At 66.6% G+C, this 14979-nt stretch carries 9 protein-coding genes; 3 read left to right on the forward strand and 6 right to left on the reverse strand.

Annotated elements, in window-relative coordinates:
• Window position 1 precedes the first annotated feature (1 nt).
• Window positions 2-2194: a glycoside hydrolase family 3 N-terminal domain-containing protein gene (locus TAE01_RS12050; RefSeq protein ID WP_147066741.1), complete on the forward strand. Its 2193-nt coding sequence runs from the start codon at window positions 2-4 to the stop codon at window positions 2192-2194.
• Window positions 2191-4521 carry a beta-galactosidase gene (locus TAE01_RS12055; protein WP_147066743.1) on the forward strand — a complete coding sequence of 777 codons (2331 nt, stop codon included), beginning with the start codon at window positions 2191-2193 and terminating at the stop codon, window positions 4519-4521. The genes TAE01_RS12050 and TAE01_RS12055 overlap by 4 nt, the downstream gene beginning before the upstream one ends.
• A 380-nt stretch (window positions 4522-4901) precedes the next feature.
• On the opposite strand, the gene TAE01_RS12060 is transcribed toward TAE01_RS12055, so the two are convergent.
• Complete coding sequence (locus TAE01_RS12060; RefSeq protein WP_147066745.1) at window positions 4902-5819, reverse strand: hypothetical protein; 918 nt, start codon at window positions 5817-5819, stop codon at window positions 4902-4904.
• Between the two features lie 355 nt (window positions 5820-6174).
• Window positions 6175-7770 carry an RNA-directed DNA polymerase gene (locus TAE01_RS12065; RefSeq protein WP_186815174.1) on the reverse strand — a complete coding sequence of 532 codons (1596 nt, stop codon included), beginning with the start codon at window positions 7768-7770 and terminating at the stop codon, window positions 6175-6177.
• A 427-nt stretch (window positions 7771-8197) separates the two neighbouring features.
• Here TAE01_RS12065 and TAE01_RS12070 point away from each other — a divergent pair, with 427 nt between their 5' ends.
• A complete protein-coding gene (locus tag TAE01_RS12070) occupies window positions 8198-8833 on the forward strand; it encodes a DUF8548 family protein (protein ID WP_147066749.1) in 636 nt (211 codons plus the stop codon).
• An 81-nt stretch (window positions 8834-8914) separates the two neighbouring features.
• On the opposite strand, the gene TAE01_RS12075 is transcribed toward TAE01_RS12070, so the two are convergent.
• The 4 genes from TAE01_RS12075 to TAE01_RS12090 all read right to left on the reverse strand — a co-directional run bounded on the left by TAE01_RS12075 (window position 8915) and on the right by TAE01_RS12090 (window position 14824).
• A complete protein-coding gene (locus tag TAE01_RS12075) occupies window positions 8915-10132 on the reverse strand; it encodes an IS110 family RNA-guided transposase (RefSeq protein WP_147066751.1) in 1218 nt (405 codons plus the stop codon).
• Window positions 10133-11537: 1405 nt separating this feature from the next.
• Complete coding sequence (locus TAE01_RS12080; RefSeq protein WP_147066753.1) at window positions 11538-12488, reverse strand: hypothetical protein; 951 nt, start codon at window positions 12486-12488, stop codon at window positions 11538-11540.
• A 359-nt stretch (window positions 12489-12847) separates the two neighbouring features.
• Complete coding sequence (cysM, locus tag TAE01_RS12085; RefSeq protein WP_147066755.1) at window positions 12848-13735, reverse strand: cysteine synthase CysM; 888 nt, start codon at window positions 13733-13735, stop codon at window positions 12848-12850.
• 123 nt (window positions 13736-13858) lie between these two features.
• Window positions 13859-14824 (reverse strand): hypothetical protein, encoded by a 966-nt coding sequence (locus tag TAE01_RS12090; protein WP_147066757.1) that lies wholly within the window; start codon window positions 14822-14824, stop codon window positions 13859-13861.
• Window positions 14825-14979 lie beyond the last annotated feature (155 nt).

Here is a 14979-nt window from a genome sequence, read left to right on the forward strand (position 1 = left end):
CATGACTGACGCCACCGCCACGCCGCCCACCCACGAGCGGCCGTGGCTCGATGCCACCCTGCCCGTCGAGGAGCGCATCGACCTGCTCATGGCGCAGATGAGCCTGGCCGAGAAGGTCGGCCAGACCCACCAGGTCGCCAACATCGACCCCGAGGCCGACGCCGCCGAGATCGCCTCCGGCCGGATCAGCTCGAGCCTCTACGCCTCCGGCCCGACCGGCGGCAACGAGCGCGACGAGGGCGTGCTCGTCGGCAACATCGACGCCGCCCAGCGCCACGCCGTCGCGGGCAGCCGCCTCGGGATCCCTCTCCTCTTCGGCCGCGACGTCATCCACGGGCACCGCACCGTGGCGCCCATCCCGCTCGGCATCGCCGCCTCCTTCGACCCCGACATCGCCGAGGAGATCGGCGAGATCGCGGCCCGCGAGGCGGTTGTCGACGGGGTGGCCTGGACGTTCGCGCCGATGGTCGACCTCTCCGAGGAGCCGCGCTGGGGCCGGGTCGCCGAGTCGCTCGGCGAGACGCCGGTGCTCGCGGGCCGTCTCGCCGCCGGGCTCGTGCGCGGCTTCCAGGGCGACGACGTCGGCGACCCGGACCGGCTCGCCGCGTGCGCCAAGCACTTCGCCGGCTATGGCCTGTCCGCCGGCGGGCGTGACTACGACACGGTCAGCGTCGGCGAGAACACGCTGCGCAACCTGCACCTGCGCCCGTTCAAGTGGGCCGTCGACGCGGGCGTCATGACCGTCATGGCGGCCTTCAACGACGTCGACGGCACGCCGATGCACGCGCATGAGCACCTCCTGCGCGAGGTCCTCAAGGGCGAGTGGGGCTTCGACGGCATGGTCGTCGCCGACTGGAACGGCATCGGGCAGCTCGTCAACGCCGGGGTCGCGGCCGACCTGCGCGGGGCTGCGGCCCTCGCGATCCGGGCCGGCGTCGACCTCGACATGTGCGGCGGCGCCTACCTCGCGCACCTCGAGGAGCTCGTCGAGTCGGGCGAGGTCGACCTCGCGCTCGTCGACGACGCGGTGCGCCGGGTGCTGCGCCTGAAGTTCCGCCTCGGTCTCTTCGAGCGGCCGTATGCCGCCCGCCCCGGTGCGTCGAACGCGCCGACCCCCGAGTCGCGGGCCACCGCGCTCCGGGCCGCCCAGGCCGCGCACGTGCTCGTCAAGAACGACGGCGTGCTGCCGCTCGACGCCTCGCCCGCCGCGGGCTCGCTCCTCGTCAGCGGCGCCTTCGTCGACGACGGCGACGCCCTGCTCGGCACGTGGGTGCTCGACGGCCGGGGCGAGGAGGTGGTCACACCCGAGGCCGCCCTGCGCGAGCGCCTCGGCGACCGCGTCACCGTCGCCGACGGCCGCTTCTCCGACGTGACGCTCATGCAGGCCCGGGCCGCCGACACGTCGGTGCTGCTGCTCGGCGAGCACCGCTCCCGCTCCGGCGAGGCGCAGTCGGTAGTCGACATCGGCCTGCCGCCCGGCCAAATCGAGGTGCTGCGAGCCGTCGCCGCCCTCGGCAAGCCGCTCGTGGCCGTCGTCTTCACCGGGCGCCCGCTCGACCTCAGCGAGGTGCTCGACCTCGCCGATGCCGTGCTCGTCGTGTGGCACCCCGGCACCGAGGCCGGCAACGCCCTCGCCTCGGTCCTGCTCGGCGAGGTCGAGCCGAGCGGACGGCTGCCGATGACCTTCCCGCTCTCGACGGGGCACATCCCGACGAGCACGCACCAGCGCCCGACGGGCCGGCTCATCCGCGCCGACGTCGACCACAAGGAGGGCCGCTACATCGACGCCCTCACCTACCCGCGCCTGCCGTTCGGGTTGGGCCTGTCGTACACGACGGTCGACTACGGCGCGCCGAGTGTGTCGGCCCCGACGATGCCGACCGACGGCTCGGTGACCCTCACGGTGACGGTGACCAACACCGGCGAGCGCCCGTGCCGCGAGGTGGTCCAACTCTACTTCCGCGATCCCGTCGCCGAGGTGACCCGCCCCCTGGTCGAGCTGACCGACTGGGCGCTCGTCGACCTCGAGCCCGGCCAGGCGCGCGAGGTCACCTTCGACGTGCAGGCCGGGCAGACGGCATACGCAGGCCGTGACCTCACGACCCGCGTCGACGAGGGCGAGATCGTCCTGCTCACGGGGCCCGACGCGGCCCGACTCCAGTCCGTCAGCATCACGGTGAGGAACGACTCATGATCGAGACCACGCGCCGCCAGATCCGCATCGACGGCGAGCCGTCCATCGTCATGTCGGGGGAGGTGCACTACTTCCGCGTCGCGCGCGCGGAGTGGGCCCAGCGCCTCGACCTGCTCGTTGAGGCGGGCTGCGACACGGTCGCGTCGTACATCCCGTGGATCTTCCACGAGCTGCCCGACGGGACCCTCGACGTCACGGGTGAGACGCGGCCCGAGCGCGACATCGGCGCGTTCATCGACCTCGCCGCGTCGAAGGGGCTGCGGTTCATCGCGCGCCCCGGGCCGTTCATCATGGCCGAGCTGAAGAACGAGGGCATCCCGTACCGCGTCTACCGCGACCACCCGGAGATCGTGCCGCTTGGGTGGGACGGCGTGCAGGTCAGCTCGAAGACCGTCGACTACCTCGCGCCGGCGTTCCTCGCCGAGAGCGGTCGCTGGTTCGACGCGATCATGCCGGTGCTGGCGCCGCGGCTGCAGCACGCCGGCGGGCCGATCATCGGCGTGCAGCTCGACAACGAGATCGGCATGCTCGCCTGGGTCACGAACTCGCCCGACCTCACCGACGACCTCGTCGCCTCGTTTGGCGACTTCGTGCGCTCGCGCCACGGCGAGTCGGGGCCGTATGCCGTGTCGCCGGGCGCGGACGGCTGGGCCGAGGTCGTGCGGTCGCCCAAGGAGGAGTGGGCGGGCGTGCTGCGCCTGGACCTCGGGCTGTTCATGCGGCAGCGGTTCGCGCGCTACGTGGCGGCGCTGCGGGAGATGTGCGAGGAGCGCGGCGTCGCGGACGTGCCGTTCTTCATCAACATCCACGGCACCGAGGGCGGCAACGGCGCGCCCTTCCCCATCGGCATCAGCCAGCTCGTCGACACGTATGCCGGCATCCCGGGGATGGTCTCGGGGTCGGACCACTACCTCGGCGAGGCCACGCTCAACACGATGACCGACCTCTACGTCATGAACGCCTACATGGCGGCGGTGCATGATTCGGACCAGCCGCTCACCTCCCTGGAGTTCGAGGCGGGTTCGGGCGACTACGGTGCGGGCGCGGAGATGCAGTACGACCCGTCGACGGCCGACCTCAAGACGCGGCTGTGCCTCGCCCAGGGCAACCGGCTCATCAACTACTACCTCTTCGCCGGCGGCATCAACCCGCCGCTCGACGAGACGGTGTCCGACGGCAACGACCGAGTGAGCTTCACCGGCGAGCGGCACGGCACGGCGGCGCCCGTCGGGCCGGAGGGTCAGCGCGGGTACGCCTACGAGGCGACCGCGGCCGGTGTGCGGGCGGTCAAGGCCAACGAGTCGTGGCTGGCCCGGATGGACGAGGACCACGACGACGTGACGCTGGGGCTCGTGCTCGACGCGTACATGACGGAGTACCACCACCCCGGGTCTGACGTCATGACGGAGGTGGTCAACGACCTGACCTCGCACCGCGGTGCAGGTGAGCGCAAGGCGCTGGCACGCTCGCTGTTGCTGGGCGGGTTCCGTTATGGCGCAACGCATCTCGAGCGGCGCGACCCGGCGCCGGGGTCGACGGTGCTCGTGGGGACGGGGCAGTTCCTGTCGCAGGTCGTGCAGGAGCGGCTCGTCGGGCACATCTCGACCGGCGGCAACCTCGTGCTGCTCGGCCGGGTGCCGGAGCGCGACCTCGACGGGTCGCCGTGCACGGTGCTGGCGGACGCGCTCGGCATCACGGCCGGTGAGGTGGTGCGCGACACCGGGCACTACTTCCCGTCGCTCGTCGCGCACGGCTGGGCGCAGCCGTGGCCCGAGATGCGCGCCGGGTGGGTGCAGCAGCTGACGCACGAGCGCGGCGACGTCGTGCTGACGGACGTCTACGGCGCGGTGTGCGGCGTCGACGTGCCGCTCGGCGAGGGGCGCGCGATCGTGCTGGCGGCCCAGGTGCCGTCGGACCCGGTGCTCTTCGACCGGGCGCTGTCGAGCCTCGGCGTGCACCCGGGCCTGCGGCTCGAGACGCAGTGGCCGGGCGTCTTCGCCACGACGACGAGCACCGTCGAGGGCGAGCGGGCGCTGCACGTCATCAACACCTCGGGCGCCCCGGCGACCGTCACGGTGGCGCTCGACGGCACCCCGATCGCTGCGGGCGCGACGCTGAGCGTGCCGCCGCGGTCGGGCCACATCCTGCCCCTGGGGCTCGAGGTGGCCGGGCGGCGCCTCGACTGGGCCACGGCGGAGATCGCCGGCGTCGATGACGACGGCACGATCCGCTTCCGGCCCGGGCTCGACGAGGACGGCGGCACGACGGTCATCGTCGACGGTCTCCCCGTCGAGCTGGCCCCGGGGGAGCACACGCTGCGCCCCTGACATCACCAGGCTGCAGGGAACGGCCGGGGCGCGAGCAGAACTCGCGCCTCGGCCGTTTCGCATGTCCGGAGGACCAGGAGGGGTAGCCCATCCCGCCCACTGTGGGCGCGGCAACCCGCCTACTTGTACGCGCGGCAAGCCTGCATGCCGGCAAGGGGAAGAGATCTTGCCAAATGACCCCGACGGTTGGCCCCACGGGCCATTGGACCTGCGCGAGTCGAAGCCTCATGCCGATTTGGAACACGGGACAGGACGCCAAGCAGAGCAAATTCAGCGCATCTGAAGCACCTGCGACGCAGTTTCTCGAGCCCGAGCATAGCCACGGCAAAAGCCGCATCAGCATCTTCGCCAGGGCGTGAACCACATCCACATGGGCTGACTCACATCTTACTGAGAACCCGCCGGTCCATCGTCCCGTCATGTCGTTCTACGTCGACGTAGAAACGGTATTCGGTTCGGTTGGCTGCGTGACGCAACTTCGAGACAGCGGTTGCGGGCAGACCGCGCGTGAAGCGCATCACCAAGTAGCCGTCGTTGACGGAGGCCGGGTCCTGGACTATCTCACCTCCGTATCCATCGACCATCTCTTCTAACTCAACGAAGGCGGCGGTGGACTTCACGGGCAGCTCGACAGGTACGTAAAACCGTCGATCTTCCGGAGCTGACCCGACCTGACGCTGGGCTTGCCGCTCGTAAGCCAGTTCGGCTAGGAACCTAGTAACGGTGTGTATCTCCTCGGACATGCTCGATAAGCGAGTCTCCAAGAACGCCTGCTCAGGCGTCTCCGAAACGTGCGCCTCTTTAGCCCGCTTTGTCAACCCGAAGTGTTTCCACAAAGGGTTGCCGCTCCCACTGGTGCGGACGCTGCTCTGAAGGTAGGCGCACAGAGCCTCAATCTCAGTCGCCACATCCCAGCTCTGCAAGCTGGGATCGTAAAAATGGGTGTTGATTACAGCCGTATCGAACGGCAGGCGGGTTCCCTTTTCGGCGACAACAGCGATAGGCATGTCCAGGGCCGTACGAACCCCAAGCTCAAACATGACGTTGGCGTTGAGCGTGCTTAGGTCGCAGAGCATCATTGGAGCGCGTTCGAGGTACTCAACGATGCGTGCGTGAATCATATCTGCCCCCGATGCGACCGGGCTGACAGGGGTAAACCCGGCTGCGGTGATGGCCGGCTTGAAGATGACATCCATCACGTGTTGCCAGTGATCAGGGTCGCCGTATCTCTCCCGATGAGAATCAGTCATGGAGATGGGCATGGCGATGAAGCAGGTCTGCGACTCCCCTGAAGACATGCGGCTGAGTATGCCAGTCCCTCGGTGAGCTGGGAGCCCAGAACGTCCGCACGGCAACACCGCCCGTGGCGCTCGCGTCGTAAAGGACTTGGTCGGCTGGGGCTAGGCGGCCCACAGTTGGTTGCGTCGATGCTGCCTTGGCTCGGTGGTGCTCAGGCCCGTCGGGCACTTACCACTTGACGGAATCGAGTAGCTCCTGGCAGGGCCGCCGCATAGGGCCTCTGCGCGCGATCAGCGCCAGGCGTGTCGACAACCGCACCTGCCTTCTTCTCGCCTCTGAGCGCGTTACGCAACCGGACGAACAGGCCATGACACCTCTCCCGCACAGTCGTACAGCTCGACGCAGCACTCGCATCTACTCATCTCCCGCGAAATCGTGCGACGTTCTTGGAGCCCGGAACGACAAGGACTCGAGCAGCTCTGTTGTCAGTCGATTCTCCGGCCCTGCCAACCAACCTCTAACAGTCGATCGTCGCTCGCCCGACGCAAGACCGGCGAAGGCAGCGATTCGCAGATGGTGCGGAGTGGTCGCGCTTTTAACAGCTTCTCGCAGCGCTAATCTGCACTCATCGGAGTCCCATCCGGAGAGACGTTGCGCCGCCAATGCGAAGAGTGGCAGCGACCTTCTGCCATCGGCAAGCACTTCTGCGAAGTACTCACGGGTCGCCTTGCGAGGACGACGCGATGACGCCAAGGCTGTTCCGAAGTTTGCGATCGCCCATTCATAACTGGCCCACGGCGACTTCGTATAGTGAAGGAACCAGTCTTGATAATCCGACACTCCCACCGATACTCGAAATAGACGAGCGAGATGATCAGCGCAGTGCGGCATTCTGTTTGCAACGTCCAAGAGTTCGGACGCCCTTTCGAATTTCTTATAGGTGCGCATGCGCGTCGTTGCGAACCTCACGTTTGTTCGGCTTGCGCTTTCCCGGTCATGGATGATTCGGCTAATCAAATCACTCAAGCCATGCATCTCAAGAGTTCTCTTCTTGCGCGGCGCCTTAAGTTGGCCAATAAGCATCTCAATATCGAGTTCTTGATCGATCGCACTATGCTCGATCTCGAGAGCGCGCTCAAGCACATCCTCTCCTTCGAGGAGCTCCGTCTTGCTCGAATTGAGATTGAGGCCGAGGCTTGCCGCTTCGTTCTGAAGCTCCACCTGCGCATGACGCAACTTCGCCACGTCATCCCCGAATAGCCACATGTCGTCCATCCACCGAGCCCACGAACGCGGCCTACCGCCGCTGCGGGAGCTTTTGCTGAACGCCTTGGAATTGGCTTGCAGCACCAAGTCGAGATCGCGCATGTATGCGTTGGCTAGGACCGCAGATGCGCTCGAACGTTGCGGCAGCCCCCGCCTCCCAGGCGTCTTGTCCCAACCATCAAGAAGATTGAGCAGGCGATCAAGCGGCCTACCTTGCGGCAACGTTTGCTCGAGCATGTCATTCATATGATGAACAGGAATGCTCGCAAAGCAGGACACGATATCCGAAAGGAGAAGGCCTTCATACTCATCGGCTGCATTCGCAAGGTGACGACGGAAGCGCTCCCACTCATCACCATTACGCGCATATTGCCCCGAGGCCGGATCCTCGACAGAGAGCCGCCAACCGTAAGCGTGCGTAGCCATATCACCGATGAGAGCTTTGCTGAAGTGATCGACCAAGGCCATGTAGGAGAGCCTATCTAAAGGGTCTAAAACTACTGCGGGTCGGGCGGCGAAGTTTTCTTTTGGCACGTCAACTATGGCAACGGCGCCGACACCGTCCTCGTTTAGGCGATCGACCATCAGTTCGGGCTTCTTGAGGAGGTAGCGATTCTCGGGCCAACCCCACGGATCACGATGCCAGTCCCCTGAGGCTTCTCGCTCGAGATTGCCAACGGCTCGGGGGATGTCCAGAATTTTCGTCCAGTCGAGACTCCGTGATTTAGCCACGGGCTTGAACATACTGCGAGTGCGGGGCGCGCCGGCTCGCGCGTAGCGCACAGATGACCCTGAGGTCATGTGGACCTGCAAGTTGCGGGGCGCTGAAGCACGCCGAGATGTGCACGACCCCGTCTGAAGGAGGCGCTCGGCCACTCAAGGCGTTTCGTGGCTTCTCGATAACGGTTCTCGCAGAGCTGAGCCCTGATGGCCTGCTCGAATTCTGCCTTGAGGCTGCGGATGGGGGATGAACCTCTGGCGCTCGTGCGCCTCGCTCTACGTTCGGATCCGCCCGCGCAGCTGCAGTGAATGAGAGTCCCTCCTCATCCACCAGCTCCCGTCTCGAAACGGATCAGCGACATGGCTACCCTTCACCCGGACCTTGAGTGGCGAAGATGAAGTCGTCGCATACCAAGATGGACCTGTCGTCCATTGTCCGATTGGAGCTTGAGTGAGCACCGACGTCCAAGTCCTTCACGACTATGTAGTCGAGACCATCGGCTCGTCACCGGAAGCGTGGCCTGGAGGGTGGCCCAACGAAGTGGAGGCAGCGCTCATCGACGCTGTGTTCTCAGTGCGTGCGCGCTACGGCAGCCGAGAGCGACTCACCGGAGTCTTCGGAGCAGTCATGCGTTGGAGGGACTCACGCGGCGGTCGGGCAGACAACGTTCGCGTGTTGGCGAGCGCCGACGAGAACGACCTGCGTAACTTGACGAACTCAGGGAAGATCAGCGGGCGACACAAGGCCACCGTTGTTATCCAAGCCGCGCAAGCTCTCGTGGCCGCCGGGATCGTCCACGCTGACGATGTCTCCCGCCGGCTACCCGAAGCGCGCTCCGCGTACCTGTCCGTGAAGGGCTGCGGTCCCGTTACCTGGGCCTACTTCCGGATGTTGCTCGGCATCGACGACGTGAAGGCCGACACCTGGCCCATGCGCTTTGTTCGCGACCGGCTGCCGCACGTCAGGACAACGGACGACGCCTCGCGCTTGGTCGCCGACGTTGCCTCCCGAATGAACGTCAGTGCGACACAACTTGACCACGCTATCTGGAGCTACCGGCGCACCCAGCCAGCGGCCGGCGACTAGAGCTGGTGAAACTTGTCTCTCAACCGGGCAGGAGGTTACTACGACCCGGCGTAGGCGCGTCATTTCGGCTCCCTTCTGTTGTCAAGGGATCGGTTCGAGGTCTCGTTCTGTGTCGGTCTTCCGCAGCATCGGGGCTGGGCGTAGCGTCGGTTGTGCGGGTCCGGGAAGTGGCTGATCCGAAGTGTCGATGTGCGGGGGCAGGTCGACCGCGCTGGATTCTTGAGTCGCCCCGCAGTGCCCTCCCGGACCCGTGTCGACTGCGCCAAGGGCGTCTTCGAGGAGCTGGCGATAGATGGCGTCCGAGATCCTGCGCTTGAGGCACCGGATCGCCTCGAGGGGCTTCTTGCCCTCGGCGCGTTTGCGCAGGTAGTAGGCCCGGCCGTCGGTATCGAGGCGGATCTGGCTGATCGCGGCGATGTGGATCATGTGGTTCATCCGGCGGTTCCCGGCTCGGGACAGCCGGTGCCGGTTCTGCTCCCCGGAGGAGGCGTCCAGTGGCGCGGTGCCGGTCCAGGACGCGAACCGGTTCCGGTCGGCGAACCGGGTGACGTCCCCGACATCGGCCAGGACCCGGGCGGCCACGACGGGCCCGACGCCGTGCAGGTCCATCAGGTGTGAGCCGCGCTCGAGCACGATCGCCTTCAGTTCCGCGGTCGCCTTCTTGATCTTGGCCTCGACCGCGACCAGCTCGGCCAGCTCCTCGACGGCGATCCGGCGGCGGGTCTTGCCGGCGATGTCCCTTGGTCGGACCGAGGCGAGAATAGTCTTGGCCTGCCCGGTGGTGATGTCGCGTTTCGCCTGTCCTGGACGCAGTTCCGCGAGCAGCGCCTGGAGCCGGTCGACGGTCTGGACCCGGCGCCGGGTGAGCGCTTCCCTACGGTCGGTGAGCATCCGCAGCGCCTCCAGTTCCCCGTCGAGCTGCAGCGTGCGCAGGGTCCTGGTGCGGACCGCGACGATTGCGATCGAGTGCGCGTCGCGGGCATCGGTCTTGCGGTTGTGGCCGGTGTCGAACAGCCGGACCCGGGCGGCGAGCTTGGCCGGCACGTCGACCACCTGCTCGCCGTCTTCGAGGAGGCGCTGCGCGAGGGGCCGGCCGGCACCGTTGCTGCCTTCGACCGCCCACACCCGTTCGGGCCAGGCCTTCGCGTAGGTGCGCATCGCTGCGTAGCCGGCCCGGTCGGTGGTGAACCGGCCCGATCCGAGGAACCTCTCGTGTTGGTCGACGACCTCGATAGTGGCCGACAGCTTGTGGGGATCAACCCCGATGACGACGTGCTCCTTCTGCTCTAGCTCGTGCATGTGCTTGCTCCCGCCTCTGCTCGTTCCGGTGTGGACGGCGAGGTGGGCATTGCTACTACGAGCTGGGCAGTCCCTTCTTGAGCCACGCCTCGTCACGGTGACCGGCGGGCTGCAGACCGAAAGTGAGCCACACCAGATCAGCCGGTGGGCAGCCGCATGGAGAGCTGCCCGCCGATCACCTGGACCGAGTCTGGCCAGACGCCGGCCCTAAGGGAATCGTCTAGTAGCCGCCTGACGTCGAGCGACATCACGCGAGGTGGCCGGCAACCGACCACCCAGCCAAACGTCGCCACGTCACCAACAACGGAGTTGTGTGCACCCGGACGGCTGCCGTGTTCAGTTCCAACGACCGAGGGCTGGGACGCCACACGCTCACTGCTCGTAACTGCGTTGAGCGAAGAAGTCCTGTCCGGGTCGCCAGATTCCGTCCTCTCCTGTGGTGGCGCTCCAAGACGACGATGGCCTGGCCAGTCGTCGGGCCGCCTCAGCTCCTTCGTCCGTCACGGCCTCTACGACCGCGGCGATGTTGGTCGCCCTCGTTTGCGCCCACGCATCTTCGATAAGGCTTCGGCGACCGCCCGGGCAACTTGAGACGACTTGCGTGACGAAGTTCTTGCCATTCCAGCTGGGCCCTCCGTGCTCGCACCTGCCGCAGCGACCGGAATCGCGACATGCTCCGACGACCTTTAGCGCCGAACGCGCTCTGAAGTCGCCCGAACCGAAGATAAGGATCTTCCAAGTTGTCGGATCCAAGCGGCTCGCTTCAAGAATCGGGAGAGCACTCCCAACGACATGCATCCGTGCTCGTCGGATCTCAGGGTCTTCGAGTTGCATAATCAGCGCTTCAGCATCATGGATTGGCACAGGGCGAGGATGACTGGTCGCGCCCTGCGGCGTGGCGCTTTCACCGAATCCTGGCTGTTGACACGTCCGCGGCTGACGCACGGCCTGATGGGCCAACATCAGCGTCGCTCCGCCGCATTGATTTCCGGATCGCGCGGGCACGCCTTGCTGACGCAGGCGCGCGGGCTGCGGCCACGCGGCGAGCAGTCTCAGGTCCAGATCGGCCTGAGGGGTGAGCATCGCGTCCCGGCGCGAACTTCCCTGATCAGGTTCAGCAATCTGTGCGCGTCCAGATGTACTCGGCAAGTGGCCACGCCGACTAACCGTGGGATCGAACGCCTATGCGGTCACGCCAGAACTGCGTTGCCATGGCGCTTGACGTTGACTTTCCGGGTGGGACACTGAGTAAGTGACCCCGCTGCGTTTGGGAGGTACCGCGTCCAACTCGGGCGACGTCCTGCGCTGTCCACAGGCGGACTGTAAAGAGGTCGCAGTGCAGAAGGGACCTACTCCGCCATCGTGCCCGAATCACGGGGTAGCGATGGTCCCCATCACAGGGTCGTCAGGGTAGTGGGATCGTGTGTTTTTGCAGCCAGAGTGAGGCTTCTTTAACAGCCTGACCGAACCCTATGGCACTCGCTATCGCAGCCTTATAAGCGACCCACATGGCGGCGACGTAAGCGAGCGGCACCGCCGCCCGCCAGCCGGGCTCGGCCGTCTTTCCCCACAGACAGGCCACGCTGAGAGCGGCCAAGGCTGCGAGCACAAAGATTAAACCGCAATACATCTCGAGGCGTCTGCGGTAGGCACCGTGCTCAGCCACCATCGCCGGGGGCAACTCATCGACGTGTCGGATCATGAAACCTTCCAGGTCCTCGCCGGGCGCGAGCTTTACCTGATCCTCCGAAGCACGCATCACATTCCCGAGGCGGGTCGGCAGAACGCGGTGGTGCTCTGGAAATTCGGCCAGCTTGAGTTTTGCGACGTCCCAGTCGTGCATGAGGCTAGGTGAGGCGAAGCGGGGCCATCGCAGATCGGCCGCTCCGCCAAGCGCTACCCGGTCGCTATCGTCGAGCGGCCGACCATGAAACGTCTTCTCCAGTGCATTGAACGTGGCGACCTGCGCAGGAGAGATACCTGACGAATCTAGGGCCCTCCGTCGCGCGTCGTCGAAGGCGGCCGTTGCAAGCTCGTCGCATTTAGCCTCGAGGCGCGTCCGCTTCTTCGAGAAACTGGCTATCCGTATCCTCGCCCAGCCGTTGAGGACGCGAGAACGCAGGTAGCCTTCCCAGAACCGCAGGCCCTCGAACTCGAAAGCTTGGATCGCGATCGCGGCGATGATGACGGACATCACGAGGACGATGATGGCGCCCCACTCCATCTGGATGAGAGTTCTGATCGCGCCGTTGAAGCTAAGCGACCCCTCTTGACCCTGCAGAACGAGGAGAACCGCTGCGTTGCCGGCGAGGAACACCGAAGGGAGCCATGACGTCACACTGAGCTGGTCCAACACGCCAGACAGGAAGGCCGAAACGCCCTTGGAGACATCTTCTCCACTGGCGGCCGCCTTGGCTTCGACTCTCGGGGCTGGCCCCGTAGTCGGTTGAGTCACAAAGAAACAGTGCCGGACTGCCGAGGCTGATCGGCTTCGACACGCTGGATCGCCCGAGATGAGCGAAGGAAGGGGATGGCCGTGCCTCACGGCTAGACCACCCCCAAGAGCCGACTTCAGATCCCGGTAGTGGGGCGGAGGCGCCCGCGGCCTCAAGCGCTAGGTGCGTCACACCGCTGCCTGTATGGCAATCGTGCAGCAGGGTGGCGGAGCGGGCCGGCCGCACCCTCGCGTAGGTCTCCGGACGTCCGCGGAAAGTCTCAGGCGGGGAAGACGCCGCTGGAGAGGTACCGGTCGCCGCGGTCACAGACGACGAAGACGATCGTCGCCCCCTCCACCTCCTTGGCCACCTGCAGGGCAGTCCAGCAGGCGCCGGCCGCGGAGATACCTCCGAAGATGCCCTCTTCGCGGGCCAGCTGACGGGCCGTCTGCTCGGCTTCGGCCTGGGTGACCTCCACGGTCCGGTCCACCGCCGACGGGTCGAAGATCTTCGGCACGTACTCCGGTGGCCAGGCGCGGATCCCGGGGATCTTCGAGTTCTCTGCCGGCTGTGCCCCGATGATCTGGACATCGGAGTTGCGTGACTTCAAGAACCGCGAGACCCCGGTGATCGTGCCGGTGGTGCCCATCGCGGACACGAAGTGCGTGATCCGTCCATCGGTCTGTCGCCACAGCTCCGGGCCTGTCCCCTCCTCGTGGGCACGAGGGTTGTCCGGGTTGCCGAACTGGTCCAAGACCCGTCCGCGGCCTTCCCGCTCCATCCGCGTCACGACGTCGCGGGCCTCTTCCATCCCGCCGCCCGCCGGGGTGAGGACCAGCTCCGCTCCGTACGCCCTCATCGTCTGGATCCGCTCGGTGGAGGCGTCCTCGGGCATCACGATGACCAAGGGGTAGCCGCTGATCGCCGCCGCCATCGCCAGGCCGATCCCGGTGTTGCCCGACGTGGCTTCCAGCAGGGTGTCGCCGGGAGAGATCTCCCCTCGCGCCTCGGCGCCGCGGATCATGCTGATCGCCGGCCGGTCCTTGACCGAGCCGGCCGGGTTGTTGCCCTCGAGCTTGGCGAGCAGCACGTTGCCGCGGCGTTCGTTCTCCGGCCCCGGAAGGCGCTGCAGACGCACCAGCGGCGTGTCGCCGATGACGTCCTCCATCGTGGGATACGCCGGATGGTTGCTCACGCGCCCGAGTCTAGGGCGGCGGTCGCCGACCCATCGCAGCCGAACTGCCGCTGACCGCCGCGAGCGCCGGAACAAGCAGCTGACAGCCGTGCCGACTCAGCCGCGCGATGGGAGAAACAGGGACACCGCGGCGGAGAGCAACGGGCCGAGAACGACCACAGCAGAGGAAGCGACGTCGCGCAGGTTCTGCGGCAGTTGAAGCAGCTCGGCGTATGCCTGCCGCTCGGCGGCTCGCTCCCTCCACGCCGGCTGCGGTGGGTACGCCGAGGGCAGCCGTGTCTCGAGTTCGCGGATGGTCGCGGAGTGCCAACTCGTCCACCCGGGGATGAAGTTGACGGCAAGGAAGAGGGTGAGGAGGAGACCGGTCACGACCACGAGCTCCGGCGGATACGAGTCGGGCTGGCGGGAGTAGGCGATCCACGCCTGTCGCTGGGCTCCGGTGGCAAACACACCGATGGACACCAGGGTGCCGGCAGCGCCCAGTGCAGTGACCAGCGCCCAACGCACCGTCAGCAGCTCGGGCACTGCGTCGCTGGCAACCTGGTCAGCGGCTGGAACCCTGCGCTGCGCAAGTGCGCGCCACGCGCGCCACATGGTCAGAAGCGCAGGGTAGGCGGCGGACGTCGCCACACCGTAGGTCGCCATGGTCCGCCACAACCCCAGGTACAGCCCGGTGTCCGCGCCTCGCGCAAAGGCACCAGCCACCCCGGCGGCAGTCGCCACGAGCACCGCGACACCCACGGTGATGAAACGGTGCCGCCCATCGGAGAGCCGGTGCCCACCGACCAGGGAGGTCACGGTGTGCAATGACTGACGACCGATGACCCACACGGTTGGTGTCACCGCCCAGAGACACACGAACACCGTCATTTGGACCTTGGCCGCAGGCGAGCTCACGTAGAGGGCGCTGTTGGCGGTGTGGTTGACGCCCACGGTCTCCACCACCGCCCCTGCGATCGCTGCCGCGGCGGTGGTGAGCGCCAGACGGACAGGCGTCTCCTGCCAGCTCACGGCTGGCGCTTCCTTCCCCGGCGTTCCGCGCACCCAGTCAGCGTCGCGCATCTCGTGCAGGTTCGGCCTCCTCTTTCAGCCGACCACGGCACGCGGGTGCCGCAGGGCGCCCTGGCGTCGGCCGTCATCTGCGCGGTCGCACCGTCGTACCTCGGCGAGCTCATCCCACGACGATCCGACTGTCAGGGCAGCCGTCTGCATTGCGG

This window comes from Terrabacter aerolatus (assembly GCF_007991735.1).
Taxonomy (GTDB): Bacteria; Actinomycetota; Actinomycetes; order Actinomycetales; family Dermatophilaceae; genus Terrabacter; species Terrabacter aerolatus.